At 63.4% G+C, this 16,516-nt stretch carries 11 protein-coding genes and 4 pseudogenes; 7 read left to right on the top strand and 8 right to left on the bottom strand.

What is annotated here, in order from left to right; translation table 11 throughout:
• Positions 1 to 164 precede the first annotated feature (164 nt).
• The 4 genes and pseudogenes from ACZ5MJ_RS23705 to ACZ5MJ_RS23720 all read left to right on the top strand — a co-directional run.
• Positions 165 to 1,799 (top strand): hypothetical protein, encoded by a 1,635-nt coding sequence (locus ACZ5MJ_RS23705; RefSeq protein WP_464226106.1) that lies wholly within the window; start codon positions 165 to 167, stop codon positions 1,797 to 1,799.
• 363 nt (positions 1,800 to 2,162) lie between these two features.
• Positions 2,163 to 2,591: a hypothetical protein gene (locus tag ACZ5MJ_RS23710; protein WP_464226107.1), complete on the top strand. Its 429-nt coding sequence runs from the start codon at positions 2,163 to 2,165 to the stop codon at positions 2,589 to 2,591.
• Positions 2,592 to 2,648: 57 nt separating this feature from the next.
• Complete coding sequence (locus ACZ5MJ_RS23715) at positions 2,649 to 3,029, top strand: hypothetical protein (protein ID WP_464226109.1); 381 nt, start codon at positions 2,649 to 2,651, stop codon at positions 3,027 to 3,029.
• Positions 3,030 to 3,731: 702 nt separating this feature from the next.
• Positions 3,732 to 3,890: pseudogene (locus tag ACZ5MJ_RS23720) on the top strand (cupin domain-containing protein); the annotation flags it as partial.
• Between the two features lie 139 nt (positions 3,891 to 4,029).
• Here the strand turns inward: ACZ5MJ_RS23720 and ACZ5MJ_RS23725 are convergent.
• The 6 genes and pseudogenes from ACZ5MJ_RS23725 to ACZ5MJ_RS23750 all read right to left on the bottom strand — a co-directional run.
• Positions 4,030 to 5,232: pseudogene (locus ACZ5MJ_RS23725) on the bottom strand (2-isopropylmalate synthase); the annotation flags it as partial.
• 26 nt (positions 5,233 to 5,258) lie between these two features.
• Positions 5,259 to 6,356, bottom strand: coding sequence for a Leu/Phe/Val dehydrogenase (locus tag ACZ5MJ_RS23730; protein ID WP_464226111.1), 1,098 nt, complete (start codon positions 6,354 to 6,356; stop codon positions 5,259 to 5,261).
• A 223-nt stretch (positions 6,357 to 6,579) separates the two neighbouring features.
• Positions 6,580 to 7,977 (bottom strand): amino acid permease, encoded by a 1,398-nt coding sequence (locus ACZ5MJ_RS23735; RefSeq protein ID WP_464226112.1) that lies wholly within the window; start codon positions 7,975 to 7,977, stop codon positions 6,580 to 6,582.
• A 265-nt stretch (positions 7,978 to 8,242) separates the two neighbouring features.
• Positions 8,243 to 9,337, bottom strand: a complete 1,095-nt coding sequence (locus tag ACZ5MJ_RS23740) for a branched-chain amino acid aminotransferase (RefSeq protein ID WP_464226113.1) — start codon at positions 9,335 to 9,337, stop codon at positions 8,243 to 8,245.
• Positions 9,338 to 9,520: 183 nt separating this feature from the next.
• Positions 9,521 to 9,787 carry a DUF6537 domain-containing protein gene (locus ACZ5MJ_RS23745; protein WP_464226586.1) on the bottom strand — a complete coding sequence of 89 codons (267 nt, stop codon included), beginning with the start codon at positions 9,785 to 9,787 and terminating at the stop codon, positions 9,521 to 9,523.
• Positions 9,788 to 9,820: 33 nt separating this feature from the next.
• Positions 9,821 to 10,028 (bottom strand): annotated as a pseudogene (locus ACZ5MJ_RS23750) (hypothetical protein); the annotation flags it as partial.
• 116 nt (positions 10,029 to 10,144) lie between these two features.
• On the opposite strand from ACZ5MJ_RS23750, the pseudogene ACZ5MJ_RS23755 reads away from it, so the two are divergent.
• The 3 genes and pseudogenes from ACZ5MJ_RS23755 to ACZ5MJ_RS23765 all read left to right on the top strand — a co-directional run.
• Positions 10,145 to 10,390 (top strand): annotated as a pseudogene (locus ACZ5MJ_RS23755) (LysR family transcriptional regulator); the annotation flags it as partial.
• Between the two features lie 380 nt (positions 10,391 to 10,770).
• Positions 10,771 to 11,658 (top strand): helix-turn-helix transcriptional regulator, encoded by an 888-nt coding sequence (locus tag ACZ5MJ_RS23760; RefSeq protein WP_464226114.1) that lies wholly within the window; start codon positions 10,771 to 10,773, stop codon positions 11,656 to 11,658.
• Positions 11,659 to 11,852: 194 nt separating this feature from the next.
• Positions 11,853 to 12,983, top strand: a complete 1,131-nt coding sequence (locus ACZ5MJ_RS23765) for a helix-turn-helix transcriptional regulator (RefSeq protein ID WP_464226115.1) — start codon at positions 11,853 to 11,855, stop codon at positions 12,981 to 12,983.
• 64 nt (positions 12,984 to 13,047) lie between these two features.
• On the opposite strand, the gene ACZ5MJ_RS23770 is transcribed toward ACZ5MJ_RS23765, so the two are convergent.
• Positions 13,048 to 14,613, bottom strand: a complete 1,566-nt coding sequence (locus ACZ5MJ_RS23770; protein WP_464226116.1) for an alpha/beta hydrolase — start codon at positions 14,611 to 14,613, stop codon at positions 13,048 to 13,050.
• A 389-nt stretch (positions 14,614 to 15,002) separates the two neighbouring features.
• Entirely contained in the window at positions 15,003 to 16,505 is a 1,503-nt protein-coding gene (locus tag ACZ5MJ_RS23775; protein WP_464226117.1) for a tripartite tricarboxylate transporter permease, read from the bottom strand.
• Positions 16,506 to 16,516 lie beyond the last annotated feature (11 nt).

Here is a 16,516-nt window from a genome sequence, read left to right on the forward strand (position 1 = left end):
CTGTTTCATCATCAATATTGATGATGCGGCGATCATGTCTTCCCTTACATACTTGCTACGGCGTGCTGGTTGTATTACAGCGCACGCCAAGACCGAAAACAGCGGACGGGAAGGTGTAGCGGGACATCGGACTCGCGCGCCTGCAACCTTAGGGAGTCAGAAAAATGAAAGCAAAACTGCTTGCTGTCGCCGTAGCTGCAGCCACCGTGAGTGCTTGTGGTGGTGGGGGCGATAACTCCACGACTGGGGGGACAACGACTACGCCTGCTACGCCGACGACGAAGATCAGTGGCACTGCCGCAACCGGCGCGGCTTTGGCGGGAGCAACCGTCCAGGCCAAATGCGCGACGGGGTCCGGGTCGGCCACGACTGCCGCGGATGGCACTTTCACCATTGGTATTCCGAACGCCGTGCGTCCGTGCGTGCTCAGCGTCCAGGTTCCGAACGGGCCGGTGATGCACTCGATCGTCGATGCGGGTTCTGGCACCGCTGCGGTGGCGAATATCACGCCTCTGACCGAGCTCGTGACGGCGGCCATCGCAGGCGGTAGCACGACTGATTTCTTCACTGCCTTTGATGCGGCCGCGCAAGGCAAGCTGACCTCCGATGGTGTCCGCAGCGCGGTCTCGGCAGTCAGCCTCACGCTTAGCGGCATTGTTGATCTGGGCGGAGTGAATCCCGTTTCGGACACGCTTGTCGCAGCAACTGGCAGCGCGGCCGGCAACGCCATGGACAAGGCGATCGACAAACTCGCTGCCGCGATGACCTCGTCCGGCACGACCCTGGTGGATCTGTCCACGGCAGTCGCGGCGAACCCCGGTGGCAATTCGACTGGCCCGATTCAAACCATCCTGCAACCTGCGGCGGCGTCCTGCGCCAGCTTCCGCAGCGGCAAGTACTTCAGTGTCAATACGGCCGACAACATGATCGAGCCGGTGACGGTGGACGCCGCAAAGCTGACCGTAACTTATCAGAGCGATGGCGCCGTCGATACGCTTACTGCTGATTCCAGTCAGGCGTGCCGCTTCCTCAATCCGGATAGTCTGTATGGCTATGACATGGTCGTCGGCAAGGGCGGCATCGCACTCCTGCGCGATGTCCGTGGCTCCTCCACGTCCGCCAGGCTCCTGGTACCGGCGCAAAAGGTCGCCACCGACCAAAAGGCGGGGGATTGGGTGGGTCTTACCTACGCTACCACTCCCGACAGCGCAGGCAATCTGATGCCGAGTCGCGTCAACATGACGATCGGCGCCGACGGCAAGGTCACGGCTGGCGGCCGTTGCTTCCCTGGCAAGCCATGCTACGTCTGGACGGACGCTGATTTCCCTGTCTTCACCGAAGGGGCAGACGGCCTGGCGAGCACACCTTCCAACGGTGGCATCGGGTATGCGGTCACTTTCGTCGGCACCGATGGCCGCGTCTCCATGTTCCTGACCCGTCCTGGTGGCTTCACGGTCGCCAGCAGGGCCTACACCATGACTCTGCCGACCGTTGGCACGACGAGTGCGTATTGGGACTCGACGCTCTTTACGACAGGCACAATGAGCGCCTTCTCGGCTTACAGTACCAGGATCGACTCGGTTGACACCACCGCGAATTCCTATACCCGGACGCGTATCGAGGATGGGCGCGTAGATACCTGGACTCTCGACAATCCCGTCGTTGGCCTGCGCCATCGGGCCGCTGCCACGAACGTCAACGAAGCAATCGGCCTGAGAATCCCCGCTGCCGGCCTTGCCGCATCGATCAGCGCCAATGCCGCTCAAAACTTCTACAGCCTGAGTATCGACCGTCCCTAAGCTGTTGAGCCTCTCGCCAAGGGGCTTCCCCTTGGCCTGGCTTTTGGCCCCTCGACTTGTGCGAGGGGTTTTTTGCGCTTAGCCCCAAGTCAATTAAGGTGCCGCATCGCCTCGCAATGCCGCAGCGACCATGGAGGCGGACGACCGTTGGACCCGGAATTAATTTTTCGCCTTATAGACGCGTCAACCGTAGCGTGATTCGCCAGATCTTCTGCTGCCAGGGACTTTCATCCTTTACTCCTTGCCGGTTAGCCGGCGAACACTGTATATTTATACAGTTGTCGTCGCATCCCGGAACAGCTGGCTCCTGAAGTCAAGCCCGTGCGGCGCCTGCGCTTTCTCTCCCCACCTCGAAAGGCAATCATGTTCGTGCACCGCACCGAAATCATCAACGCCGCCAAGGCACTGCGCGCCAGCCAGGAAGAGTCCAGGTACAGCAAGCTCGTCGCGCTCGCGAACAAGCAACTCAAGGCAATGCAAACGGCAATCCAGAGGGGCAAGGAAGAATTCGAGACCAGCCTGGTACTCGACATCAACGAAGACAATCCGCAAGCAGCGCTGGAACCGCGCGCGCAACGGCTAGCCAACGACCTCAGAGCGCAGGGCTACACCGCAACGGTGACCACGTTTGCCGAGGTCAGCACCGACCGCAAGAACTGGACGCCGAATATCACGGTCGTCATCGGTCTGGGCGACATGGTTTCCGAAGACGACAACGCGATAGCGGAAAGCACGGTGACCGACGAGACAAGAGTCGCGCTGGCTGGCGAAGCTGCGTGTGAAATGGCCTGACAGCAGGCGGGCAATCCGAGACAGGGACCGGCATTACGAGGCTTCGCGCACGGTCGCGTGCGTGATGGCTTTACCAACAAGGGAAATCTGCACGCGATTTACCAGTGGCTACAGCTCAAAGTAAGCGTGGCCGGCGGGAAGCGGGCCAGTGTGACCGCCAGCCTCAATCTCATGAAAAAGCCAAGCGGCTGCATCCTCTGGATCGTGGTGAAACCGGATCTGGATTTCGATTCGTTTCTTTGGTTTGGTAATCCGCCTGGACAGCCGTTGCCAGACATCGGGGAGATGAAGGTCGCGACCCATACGAAGGCCAATGCCTTGGGGGTGAAGCTGTTGAGGCCGGCCCTCTTGCCGGCCGGTGCCGTCAGGGGGCCGGGGCCTTGGCCGCCGGCCTCGCCGGCAAAGCCACCGGAGTCGTGGTCTCCTGGGTGTCGGTAGCCTGCGGCGGCATTCTCGGCGGCTCTGGGGCCGGCGGCAGCAGGTGGTGCGTCTGGCGCGACAAGCAGCCCCCCACCAGCGCCGCGAGAAACACGGGCAACAGGACGCGTAGGCGCGGCAGTCTGCGTTGTGACATGGTCGGCCCTCCTCTAGACGATGTGTTGCATTGAGCCTAGCCTAATGCGCCTCCCGACGCCAGCCATCCCGAGCCGGGCGGTGCAGAACGAAACCACTCGCGATCCGCCCCGCGCTCACTTTTCCCAACCAGCCCAACCCACACCCAGGGTGCGGCCCGGCCGTCAGGTCTCGCTCCATGCGACACGCTGTCGCGCTGCGGCCCGTCTTGAGCCTTCTCGCCAAGGGCAAAGAACCATCCGAGGGTCGGCCGGGATTCTCGATTATGCTCTGCAGCGCATGGGTAATAGCGGCCGACCCACGCGAGGTCCTCCCAGCCAATGACGTTCGCGCTCATGATGCTCTGATTGCCTCGCCAGCGGCCGAGCACTCTGCGGCCGATTTTCCAATTGACCGTTGTAGTTTGGAAGCTGCCGTTGGGACGGCGACGGATTGAATGGCCGAGATGGGGTCGGTCAGCGACCACTGCCAGAGGCGCACACTGGATCTCACCCGGGCGCGGCAGCGCCGATAGCAGGTCGTGGAGGGCGGTATCGGAAGCGGGCATGGGACCCTCTGGGGTAACCCGAGCACCTCTCGGTCCAGTCAGGGTCAATGACGGTGCGGTCAGGCGGGGAAGAAGAGAGGCTGAAACATGGGTAGACCGCCCGCTATGGCGCGGACGTCGCCCATGTCATCACCAGTCCGGGCAGGACGGTGGCGACGGCGCTGCTGGTGGTCATTCATGCTGCGCGCCTCGCGCGGGTACCGGACCTTTGGCGTCGGCTTATCCCGACGTTCGGGAAGCTGAGCAGACGGCGCTGTCTTGAGCGCCGCCTGCGGTAGCTCCCGGCGGCGTGGCCGGGAGCGCTTATGAAGCGCTGACCATACTGGATTCCGCCACGCCGAGGGCAATGTGCCTCAGATCGTCATCGGTAATCACGGCCTTCGTATCCGCCAGTTGCTTGAAGCGGGCGAAGGCAGCGGACAGCCCTTCGTCATCGGGAAAATGCATCCCGAGTTCCTGAACCCGGTGCTTGAAGGCATTCCGGCCGGAAAGCTTGCCGAGCACGAGCGCGCCCTTGTCCCATCCAACATCTTCCGGCCGCATGATTTCATAGGTCTCACGGGCTTTCAGGATGCCATCCTGATGGATGCCTGACGCATGCGCAAAGGCATTGGCACCGACCACTGCCTTGTTCGCCGGAACGCTGAATCCCGTGGCCTCGGCAACGGCCCTGGAGGCAGCGACCAGATGCGTGGTGTTCACGCCAACGTCAAGTCCGAACAGGTCACGCCTGGTCTTTACCGCCATGACGACCTCTTCCAGGGACGCGTTGCCTGCGCGTTCGCCAAGCCCGTTGATGGTGCATTCGATCTGCCGGGCGCCACCGTACCTGACGGCCGCCAGCGAATTGGCAACCGCCAGGCCGAGGTCATTGTGGCAATGCACCGACCATATGGCCTTGTCGGAGTTGGGAATGCGCTCGCGAAGCCTCCGGAGTCCCTCGGCAAATTCGACGGGCATGGCATAGCCAACGGTATCGGGGACGTTGATCGTGGTCGCCCCTTCCTTGATGACCCCTTCGATCACGCGACAGAGGAAATCGGCGTCCGATCGACTCCCATCCTCGGGGCTGAATTCCACGTCGTCCGTAAACTGGCGCGCGAAGCGGACGGCAGTGCACGCCCGCAGATACACCTCCTCCGGGGTCATGCGCAGCTTCTTCTCCATGTGCAACGCCGACGTCGCGATGAAGGTGTGGATGCGGGATCTTCTCGCGCGCCTCAACGCATTGGCGGCTCGCTCGATATCGCGCTCATTGGCACGGGCGAGCGAGCAAATCACGCTGCCCTTCACTTGCCGGGAAATCTCCCGGATGGCGTCATGGTCCCCATCCGAGCTGGCTGCAAAGCCAGCTTCGATGACATCGACGTTCAGGGTATCGAGATGTTCCGCGACCGCGATCTTCTGCCTGACGGTCATTGCCGCGCCAGGCGACTGTTCGCCATCGCGCAGGGTGGTATCAAGGATGACGAGCTTGTCGCTGGCGCTGGTCGAATTGTGGGGCTTCGGGAATTCGTTCATCGGCTTCCTCCTGGTCGACGTGACGCTCAGTTCGGCCCGATGCCACGCGACAACACCTCGTGCGCCCATGTCACCGCCGCGCGCGCCGGCGCCTGGCCGGTCGACTCCACGCGTTGCGCCAGCCTGAGCACCCGTTCGCGGATGCCTGCCACTTCGTCGCGCAGGGCCGATTCGTCGACACCGCCAAGGTATTCCCGGGCGCAACTCACGATGCCGCCGGCATTGATGAGGAAGTCGGGCGCATAGAAGATCCCGCGCTGGTACAGGGTGTCGCCTTCGGCGAGCGAAGAAAGTTGATTGTTTGCCCCGCCGGCGATGACCCGGAAGCGGCAACTTTCGGCCACGGCCGGGGTGATGACGGCACCCAGCGCGCAAGGCGCGAATACGTCGGCGTCGACGGCCGTGATGGCTTCCGGCGATACGACGCTGGCGCCAAACTGCTGTTGCGCCTGCGTCGTGCGGCCGGCGTCGATATCGGCCACGGTCAGGGTGGCGCCCGCTTCATGGAGACGGCGGCAAAGCTCCCAGCCCACCGAACCCAGACCCTGGACGGCCACGGACAAGCCGGCGAGCGACTTGCGGTCCAGGCGATACAGCGCCGCCGCCTCGATACCGACGAACACGCCGTATGCCGTCCACGGCGAGGGATTGCCGCCGAAGCCGCCGTCGCGCGGCATGCCGCTGACGTAGCGGGTCTCGGCCTGGACGGCACGCATGTCGTCCACCGTCGTGCCGACGTCCTCGGCCGTAATATAGCTGCCTTGCAGCGACTCGACCATGCGGCCGAAGGCGCGGAAGAGTTGCTGGCGGTCGGGCTGCGCCGGGGAACGCAGGATCACCGCCTTGCCGCCACCGAACGGCAGCCCGGCGAGGGCGTTCTTGTAGGCCATGCCCTGTGACAGGCGCAGCGCATCGGACAGCGCGTCGGCTTCGGCGGTATAGGTCCAGTACCGGCAGCCACCGAAGGCGGGGCCCAGTCTGGTGTTGTAGATGGCGATGATGGCCTGCAGGCCGGATTCCGGATCGGTGGCGAGCGTCACGCGCTCGTGGGACAGGCCTTCGCCGGTGCCGAACAGGCGGACAGCGGCCGCCGCGTGGGTACGGTCGTTCAACTTCTTCTCCATGACGTGCGGAATGCAAAGCTGTAGCTCTGCCTTCCTTGACACACCGCCTGGGTTGCAGTGCGGTGCGGCTTTGATGGGGCGGGAAGCCCCAATCGCGTTCGGCTTCGGGCGATCTTGTCGCGCCGTCGCCGGGTTGGCATCTTACCCAGTTTCAGGGTGCGGGCGGGGCTGGGGTTTTCGCTTACTCCAAGGTCGGCTTCCACATCCGCTTAGGCACCGCGTGCTACCTGGTGCCACCGTGCAGCACCGCGTTGCCGCGCGCGTACAGAAAGTAGACCGACAGCCCGATCCCCAGCCAAGTGAGGAAGGCGATCCAGGTCAGCGCTTGAAGGTGCGCCATCAGGAACAGGCAGAAGCCCACCGATAGCAGCGGAACCACCGGCACGCCGGGACAGCGGAAAGCTCTCGGCAGCTCGGGGCGGGTCCGGCGCAGCACCAGCACCGCGATCGAGATCAGCGTGAAGGCGGAGAGCGTGCCGATATTGATCAACTCGGCCAGCACATTGAGCGGCACGAACGCGGCGATCATCGCGAACACGATGCCGACAGTCCAGGTGGCAAAGAATGGCGTGGCGTGCACCGGGTGGACCGACGACAGCTTGGCGGGCAGCAAGCCGTCGCGAGACATGGCAAAGATGACGCGAGTCTGGCCAAAGGTCATTACCAGGATCACCGTGGTCATGCCGAGAATGGCGCCCAGGTCGACAAAGCCAGCCACCCAGTCCTGTCCTGCGTACTGCAACACCAGCGACACGGGATGGTCGATGCCGGCGAACTTGGCGAAGGGAACGACGCCGGTCATGATGGCCGCGACTATCACGTATAGCACCGTGCAGACCGTCAGCGAGCCGATGATGCCGACCGGCAGGTCGCGGTGCGGATTGCGCACTTCCTCGGCGGCTGAGGTCACCGCATCGAAGCCGATAAAGGCGAAGAACACCAGCGCCGCCGCATTGAAGATGCCGGATACCCCGAACGGTGCGAATGGCTGCCAGTTGGCCGGCTTGACATGCCAGACGCCGACTGCGATGAACAGCACCACCACCGAAATCTTGATCGCCACCATCAGGTTGTTGAGACGGGCCGACTCGCGCACGCCGCACGACACCACCCAAGTGGTGATCAGCATGATTAGGAAGGCCGGCAGGTTGAACAAGGTGTGCACGCCCGGCACAGCCCCCGGAGCTGCCGTCAGCGCCGTCGGCAAATGCAGACCGAAACCCGCCGCCAGCGACTGGAAGTATCCCGACCAGCCCACCGACACCGCCGAGGTAGCCAGGCCGTATTCGAGCAGAAGGTCCCAGCCGATCATCCAGGCGATGATCTCGCCCAGAGTCGCGTAGCTATAGGTATAGATCGATCCCGACACCGGGATGGCGGAGGCGAACTCGGCATAGCACAGCGCGGCGAAGCCGCAGGCCATGGCCGCGATGACGAAAGACACGGTCAGCGCCGGGCCGGCGGTCAAAGCGCCGGTGCCGGTCAGCACGAAGATGCCGGTGCCGATGATGGCGCCGATGCCCATCAGCACGAGGTCCACCGGACCCAGCACCTTCTTCAGGCTGCCAACGTGTCTTTCCGCCAGCATGGCGTCAATGTCTTTGGTTCGGAACAAGCTCATATAGGTGTCTCCTGCATGTGCTGCCGAGCGATCGCACGGGCCGGCGCCGGAGATGGCGACGAGTCATGCGGGCGCGAAGGCATCCGGGCAGCGTGCTGCCGGGGTCGGCGGCACGGCTTGCCGGCACGCAGGTCGCGCACCGGTCCCGGCATTTGTTGGAATTACCCGGACCGCCCAGGCCACGGGGACAGACATCAAACCGAATCAACCCGGCGTGCGCGGCCCTCCGATTCCGTGCACGCCGCTCATGTCAAACACGCCGGTCTCAATCGACGTGATGAACCCATCCGAACGGGTCGGCGATCTTGCCGCGCTGGATGCCGGTCAACAACGAACGGAGGCGTTGCGTAACTTCGCCTTCCCCCCCATTGCCGATCGTGAACTCCCCACCAGCGTGACGTACCTGCCCGATGGCGGTGACGACCGCGGCCGTGCCACAGGCAAAGGTTTCCTTAACCCGGCCATTGGCTGCATCCGTGCGCCACGTCTCGAAGTCGTATGGTGTTTCATTGACCGGAATACCCTCGTGCCTGGCCAGTTCGATGATCGAAGCGCGCGTAATGCCCGGCAGGATTGTCCCTGTTAATGGGGGTGTGCGCAGAGAGCCGTCATCCATCACGAAAAAAACATTCATGCCCCCGAGCTCCTCGATCCAGCGGTGCTCCGCAGCATCAAGGAACACCACCTGGTCGCAGCCATTGGCCGAGCCCTCGGTCTGCGCGATCAGGCTGGCCGCGTAGTTGCCGCCGCACTTGGCCGCGCCGGTGCCGCCAGGGGCCGCTCGGGTGTAGCGATCCGAAACCCATACGGTCACCGCCGGCTTGCCGGCCTTGAAATACGGGCCGACCGGGCAAGCAATCACGCAAAATACAAATTCGGCCGACGCACGCACGCCTAGAAAATTTTCTGAGGCGAACATGAATGGGCGCAGGTAGAGGCTACCATCGCCACCTGGAATCCAGGCGCGGTCAATATCGACGAGCGCTTCCACGGCTTGCAGAAATGTGGCCTCGGGCAGGTCGGCCATCGACATGCGGGCAGCAGAGGCGCGAAAACGCCTTGCGTTCTCCTGTGGGCGGAACAGCGAGATCTTGCCGTCCTCGCCACGGTATGCCTTCATGCCCTCGAAGATTTCCTGCGCGTAGTGCAGTACCGCGCAGGCGGGATCGATTTGGAAAGGACGGCGTGCTTCGACCTTGGCGTCATGCCAGCCGCGACCGTCGGTCCAACGGATCGTGACCATGTGATCTGTGAAAATGCGTCCGAACGTCGGATTTGCCAACTTGGCAGCAATCTCATCGGCGGGGGTGGGCCCCGGGCGAGGCTCTACAACGAAATGCAGTTGATTTTCCGTACTCATTTTTCAGTGTTCCGAGGATGTTGGGCCATATGGCCCTGGCCGCCGCGGTAGTGTCGTCTGGGCGGGTGTCTTGCAAGGGGGGAGTGCTACTTGCCAAAGAGCGGCGCGCCTTCGCAAGCCCCACCACCGCCAAGCCGGACGCGCTCGATCCTGCCACAGGAAACTGTTCTGCTGCGGCCGGAGTCAGGCAGCAGCACTCAGCGCGCCACTGCGAAATTGGGCCAGCAATGCCGTCCGCCGCTGCGCCGCCTTCTGCATATTGACCTCCTTCACATGGCCGAAACTGCAAATATTGTCTGGTAGTGAAGCCAGTGCGACAGCAGTGTCCAGTTTGCCGTCGCTCAGGGACTGCGCAAGCTCCTCCACCGTGGCGAGATGCTCGACAATCAGTTGCCGCTCTGCACGCCGTTCGGTAGGCCTGCCGAATATATCGAAGGCGATGTCGCGCAAGCCCTTCAGCCGCGCCAGCAGACGACCGTCATGGAGCCCGCCCAGCGGCGAGCTCCGGTACCCGGAATAAAGCCGGCAGTATTCAATCCCGCGGCCCGGTCGCGGGCCTATTGCCGCAGTGGCAGTCGCACCACCGCCTGGGTGCCGCTCATGTAGACGCGGCCTCTTTTGAGGGTGTCCTTGTCGTCCAGGCTGGCCGCGGCCAGGGATTCGCGCAGGTTGGCGATAGTGGGGCATTCACGATGTCTGTCTCCGCATGCTTCTTTTGTCCGGAGGAGTGTAGGAAGCGCCCGCGCCATCGTAAAATCAAAAATTCCAAAACCTGATATCCATAAAACAAATAGCGGAGGGATGGACATGGCCAAGTCTCGCGAGGCACCGGAAACGATCGCCGACGAGACTACACTGCGACAGTTCCGCTACTTCGCCGCAGCCGCCGAGACCAGGCAGTTTTCGAAGGCGGCCACCACCGAGCAAGTGTCGCAATCGGCCATCTCCAATGCGGTGCTGGCACTCGAGCAGCATCTGGCGGTGCGCCTGTTCGAGTGCCTGCCGCAAGGCGTGACGCTGACCGCCGAAGGTCACCATTTCTACCAGCACGCACCTGCCCAGCCTGCTGGCGCGCTTTAAACAGGGTAAGAGCAGAGTTCCGCCGCATCCACTAACGCGCCCCCCGCTTGAACGGCAGCTAGGCCATGAAAGCGGACTTTGCCGTCACGGAGATCCGAGCGGCGCCAAAGGGTCCGGAAGCGGCAGTTCGCTAGCCCCGCCGCCCCCCTGAAGCGACCACAAGCTATGTATACTCCCCCCACACATAGCGCACGACCTGCCGCAGAGGCAGTCGCGCAAGGTGACGGCACAAGAAAATGAACAATACCGTATATCTAGCCTTGGCCGCGATGTCGGGAGCGGGTTGACTCGCGCCAACTATGGGCCAGGCTCCTCCACGCACCCAGTTGCTGGCGACGACGGCCGGCGGCCCCGTGCCGGCTATCCCTACCACGCCGCGCTATGGCAGCGCGACCTCTCACTGGGACGGCTTTGTGCTGGAGCGCCACCTGCTGCCCGCCGGCGCCCTGGACACCACGGTCATGCCCGTGCACTGCCTGGCCATCCCGATCGGCAGGGATCCCGTCGCGATCCGCTGGCACGTCAACGGGCGGCGCCTGGACGGGGCGATGGCGCCAAACCAGGTCTATTTCCGCGCCGCGGGCGATGCGCTTTCCAGCACGTGGTTGGCCCCGCTGGATGCCATCTATTTTTCCGTGCGCCCCGATGCCGTTGTCCTGGCTCATGAACAGACGCACGACCGCAGCGTGCCCGACCTGAGCTCGGACTTCGCCGGCGGCGCCGACAACGGCCTGGTGCGACTGGTGCTGGCGCTGGACGCCCATGTCCAGGGCGGCAGCGTGGGCGGCAGCCTGCTCGACCAATCCTTGCTGCTGGCCATCAGCCTGCGCGTGGCCCTGCTCTATGGCGGCAGGGGGCAGGACGCAACCGCCCTGGCAGCCCAGCAGCGGGGCCTTTTGTCCAGGCACGTTCTGGCGCGGCTGGACGATTTCATCCTCGCCCACCTGTCCCAGCCGCTCACCATCGACGCGATCGCCGCCGCGGTCCATATCAGCCCCTTCCACCTGTGCCGGATGTTCCGCAAGACGCGCCAGGTCAGTCTTTGGCAATACGTGCTGATGTGCCGCGTCGAATATGCGCGCAAGCTGATACGGCGACACCCCGATATGCCCCTGTCCGATGTGGCGGCCGCCAGCGGGTTCGATTCCTACACACAATTCTTCGCTGCCTTCCGCAAGTTCAACCGGGCATCGCCAAGCGATTTCCGCCGCAACGCGCATGTGCAGGCCAGGCAAGCCTGAGCTGACTGCCGACGCACAAGCCTGCCCCCGCAAATTATTCGCAAGAAACCGCAACTGCGGGCGTGGCGGATCCCCTATTGTCTTTGCATTCCCCTGAATGGGGGATAAACCAGACAGGGCAAGGCGGGCAATCCGGCCGCGCGGGGGCAAGCCCCCGGCAGGTGCGCGGCAGAGGCGTCCGGGGGGGAAAGGCAATGAAAGAAGAAATCATGCATCAGACCATACGAGGTCTGTACGAGGGCATCCTTGACGAAGCCGCCTGGCAGTCCAGCCTGGCCCTGCTGCGCGATGCCAGCGAAAGCATGCACGCCGCGCTGGTCGAGTTCGACGCTCCCAGCCAGCGGTTTCGGGTCAGCGAGATCCATGACCTGAACCAGGAACTGGTCGACGCCTACAACGACCACTACCAGGCCGAGGACCCGGCGCGGACCTACACACGCCAGATGGCGGAGGGAGACTGGTATGTCGATTCGCGCGACCTAGGTCAGGCGGATATGAGCCGGCTGCCCTTTTACCGCGAGTTCATGCACGGGTTCAGGCTGAGCTCCGTGATGGGCTGCCTGGTCGAGCGCAAGCCGCACCGCGAGATCTATTTTTCGCTGCAAAAGCCCCTCGGACAACAGCCCTACCACGCCGATGACGCGCGCCGGCTGGGCTGGGCGATGCCCCACCTGCGACAGGCACTGAGCCTGCGCGAGCGCACGCTGGACGTCGCCATGCTCGGCGAACTGTCCGCGCAGGTGCTGGAGCGACTCCCCTTTGGCCTGATCGTCGTCGCGCCTGACAGCAAGGTGCTGCTCAGCAATGCCCGTGGCGAACCCTGGGTAAGGCGGCTGTTGCCGGGCAAGCAAGGCGAGCCCGCAGGCCGGGCGCGCCCGGACGACTGGTGCCTGAGCCGGCCGTTCCGGGAGATGCTGGCTGCGGCCTGCAGCCCTGAAGGAGCCACGCCGGCCCAGGCCGCGCATGCCTGCGACAGCAGCGGGCACAGCGCAAGCGTCATCGTGCTGCCGCTGCCGCCGGCCCATCGCCTGGCCAGGCAATGGCAGCGCCCTGCCGCCCTGGTCGCAATCCGCGAGGCCGGCGCTGCGCCGGCCATGCTGGCGGGCGTGCTGCGCCAACTATATGGCCTGACCGCATCCGAGATCCGGCTCGCGACCGTGCTCACCGCGGGCATCGGGCTGCCCGAAGCCTGCGCCCGGCTCGGCATCCGCCATGAGACCGCCCGCAGCCAGCTCAAGGCGATCTTCAACAAGACCGCTACCGGTACCCAGGCCAGGCTTGCTCATCTGCTGAGCGAACTTGGCGCGTGCATGGGGCCCGGCTGATTATTTTCCGCTGCCGCCGCCAGATCGATCCGCCGGAGGATCTGGCGCGGCGGTCCCACGATGCTCAGAAGTTCCCGAAGAACGTGCGCGCTGCAGCCATGCAAAACGGCGCTACCAGTTCACTATGGTAAGCCTCGATAACAGCGGAGGCCCCGCCATCCGTGGCACCTCCGGCAACTGCCTGCGCGGCCAGCGCGGCCTTTGCGTCGGCAAAGCCTTGCTTGATGGCGGCATAAGGATCTTTAGCCCCGGCGATGGCGGCATCGACATCCAGCACCGTGGTCAGCTTTGCCGGCACTCTGGCATTTTTCCAATAGGCCTGCTGGATGGTCGCGTTGAAGAAAAAGACAGTGGGGTCCGCATATCCGCCGCAGAGCTGGACCGGGGAGCCGGGCGTCCAGTTGCGCATGTCGTTTCGTTTGAATGCCTGACGCAGGGGGGTGGCCGGGTTGGCCGCCGGTGCCATCGCGGCCGTTGTATTCGGGAACGCGCCATCTGGATTCACCAGTGCATCTTGCAGCATGCTGAGTCGATATGCATTGCGCAAGAGGTGCCCATTGCCGAACCCAGCGGCAAATACCGGCGTCAGCGCCGCGGGTACAAGCGGCGGCGAGGCCGGCGGTGTCAGTGACGCAAACTGCGGGGCGGGAGGGGCAAGACTGAAGAGCGCGGTAGCGGGGAGTTTTCCCTTGCCAATCAAGACGTCAATCGACGTCACGCTCGGCAGCAACTGTTCGATGCCAGGCGCGTAGGCCGGCTCATAGAGATCGCCTGGACTCCCGTAGAGATTCCCGTAGGCATGCTGGTAGCTCGTCGCCGCCAGCGTCGTGAACACGGTCGAGCCGATATCCACTTCGCCCGCAATCAGTGCATCGCCCATGGCCCCCAGGGCATAGGGGCCAGACCCCATCGAGGCAGCCGTCACGTTGACGCCCGCCGCTTGCAGCGCGCGTTGCGTGGCCATGGCAACGTAGCCGCCCTGCGAATAGCCAGTCACAAAGAGCTTGCCATTCGGCCAAGTCAGTTTTCCTGCGTTCGTTCCCCCCATGGCGACCCGCCCTGCCGTGAGCGAGTCGATCATGTCAGCCGACTGCTGCGCAGCATTCAGGTAAGGGTGATAAGGAAGACCCGAGCCGGAATATCCCGCGTAGTTGCTCGCCACCACGATATAGCCCTGCGCCGCGTACATGGCTGCGATGGCCAGGCCCTCTGCGGCACCGTCGCCGTTGTTCTTGTCCGCTTGCGTCAGATCGGCAATATTGAAATTGCGATAGGTGGTAGTCCCATGCGCATACAGCATGGTCGGGCGTGGCCCGCTGCAGCCCGGGCCGCCGCCAGGAATCATTAAGGCGGCGCTGGCGTTGGTGCGCTCGTTGGCGCCGCCAATCGTGCCATAACGGAAGTACATCACCTCCAGGTCGCAAGCCGGAGTTCCGGCCACCTGCATAAGTTGCCGGCCCGTATCGGTGGAAGTCAGCAGGTTTTCCAACGCGCCCGCGCTGATGCGTAGCGTAATTGTCTGATCCAGCAACTGGCCGCGGCCTACAGACATGGGTTGCACGAAAGCGCCAGTAGTCAGCGCGCAACAGGCAAAAACTCCAATAAGCCCCTTTCGCCGGGTCAAACGCATCGTGCCCCCTTTTATCGCGATCAAATCGACTTGTTCTTAGTAGCAGGTCCGCGAACAGCCAGGATCCGCTTTAAGGTGCAGTACGTGGGTCTTCCATTTCCAGCTAGCCAGCAATGTTGGCTTTCCCCGTGCCTGGGCTTTGCTTTTGTTTGACTTTTAGTTATAGGGGCCAGGGAGAGTTGATCACTCCCCGCTTCGGTGGGGTGTCTCACCGCATTGTCCCACCACCTTGAGTGCAGGCACATCGCGCGATCCGTGGGATCGGCAATCCTTTGCGATTCAATGGCCTGTCCATTGATCGACTTAATATTTCTTTTATATCAGATATAAAGGAAATTGAATTTCAGACCTGAAACAGGCCGGACAGATACGTCCTTAGTGCTTGGGCACTACTCTTCCTGGAACGCTTCCTCGCGCTTGGCCTTGATCGACGGCAGCGCCACCACGGCCACCAGCACAGCCGCGGCGATCAGCAGGCCGAGCGACAGCGGACGGGTCACGAACACGGTGAAGTTACCCCTCGACAGCAACAGCGCCCGGCGGAAGTTCTCCTCCATCATCGGCCCGAGCACGAAGCCCAGCAGCAGCGGTGCCGGCTCGCACTTAAGCTTGATGAACAGGTAGCCGATCACACCGAAGCCAGCGGCGGTAAAGACATCGAAGGTCTGGTTGTTGACGGAGAAGACGCCGATGCAGCAGAACACCAGGATGGCCGGATACAGGAAGCGGTAAGGTACCTGCAGCAGCTTGACCCAGATCCCGATCAGCGGCAGGTTCAGGATGATCAGCATCAGGTTGCCAATCCACATTGAGGCGATCAGGCCCCAGAACAGCGCCGGGTTGCTGGTCATCACCTGCGGGCCGGGCTGGATGTTGTGGATGGTCATCGCACCCACCATCAGCGCCATCACCGCGTTGGGCGGGATGCCAAGCGTCAGCAACGGGATGAAAGAGGTCTGCGCCGCGGCGTTGTTGGCCGATTCCGGACCCGCCACGCCTTCGATCGCACCCTTGCCGAACTCATGCGAGTACTTGGAGGTCTTCTTTTCCAGCGAGTACGCTGCGAATGAAGCGAGCGCCGCGCCACCGCCGGGCAGGATGCCCAGAATGGAGCCTAGCGCGGTACCGCGCAGCACGGCTGGCGCCATGCGCCTGAAGTCCGCCCTGGAGGGCCATAGGTTGGTGACGTGATCGGTGAAGGTTTCGCGATTTTCTTTCTGTTCGAGGTTGGCGATGATTTCCGCGAACCCGAACATGCCCATGGCCAGCGCGACGAAATCGACGCCATCGGTCAACTCCGGCACATCGAAGTTGAAGCGCGCGGCCCCCGAGTTCACGTCGGTACCGACCAGCCCCAGCAGCAGCCCCAGCACGATCATCGCGACCGCCTTGGGCAGCGAGCCCGAGGCCAGCACCACAGCGCCGATCAGGCCCAGGCACATCAGCGAGAAGTATTCGGCGGGACCGAACTTGAACGCCAGTTCCGACAGCGGCGTGGCGAACGCGGCCAGGATCAGCGTGGACACGCAGCCAGCAAAGAAGGAGCCGATGCCGGCCGTGGCCAGCGCCACCCCCGCTCGTCCTCGCCGCGCCATCTGATAGCCGTCGATAGTGGTGACCACCGATGACGATTCACCCGGCAGGTTGACCAGGATGGCGGTGGTGGAGCCGCCGTACTGTGCGCCGTAGTAAATACCGGCCAGCATGATCAGCGCGGCCACCGGCGGCAGCGTGTAGGTCACCGGCAGCAGCATCGCGATGGTGGCGAGCGGCCCGATGCCCGGCAGCACGCCGATCAGCGTACCGAGCACGCAGCCGAGGAAGCAGTAGGCAAGGTTCTGCAGCGTCAGCGCCGTGGAGAATCCAAGGGCCAGGTGTTCGAACAGTTCCATTTTTTGGCCGT

The sequence above is a fragment of the Cupriavidus sp. LA-1 genome, from assembly GCF_055385985.1.

Coding starts and splice junctions, on each gene's coding strand:
- ACZ5MJ_RS23735 (WP_464226112.1), bottom strand. CDS start 7,977: ATGAGCTTGTTCCGAACCAAAGACATTGACGCCATGCTGGCGGAAAGA.
- ACZ5MJ_RS23740 (WP_464226113.1), bottom strand. CDS start 9,337: ATGAGTACGGAAAATCAACTGCATTTCGTTGTAGAGCCTCGCCCGGGG.
- ACZ5MJ_RS23710 (WP_464226107.1), top strand. CDS start 2,163: ATGTTCGTGCACCGCACCGAAATCATCAACGCCGCCAAGGCACTGCGC.
- ACZ5MJ_RS23765 (WP_464226115.1), top strand. CDS start 11,853: ATGAAAGAAGAAATCATGCATCAGACCATACGAGGTCTGTACGAGGGC.
- ACZ5MJ_RS23705 (WP_464226106.1), top strand. CDS start 165: ATGAAAGCAAAACTGCTTGCTGTCGCCGTAGCTGCAGCCACCGTGAGT.
- ACZ5MJ_RS23775 (WP_464226117.1), bottom strand. CDS start 16,505: ATGGAACTGTTCGAACACCTGGCCCTTGGATTCTCCACGGCGCTGACG.
- ACZ5MJ_RS23730 (WP_464226111.1), bottom strand. CDS start 6,356: ATGGAGAAGAAGTTGAACGACCGTACCCACGCGGCGGCCGCTGTCCGC.
- ACZ5MJ_RS23770 (WP_464226116.1), bottom strand. CDS start 14,613: ATGCGTTTGACCCGGCGAAAGGGGCTTATTGGAGTTTTTGCCTGTTGC.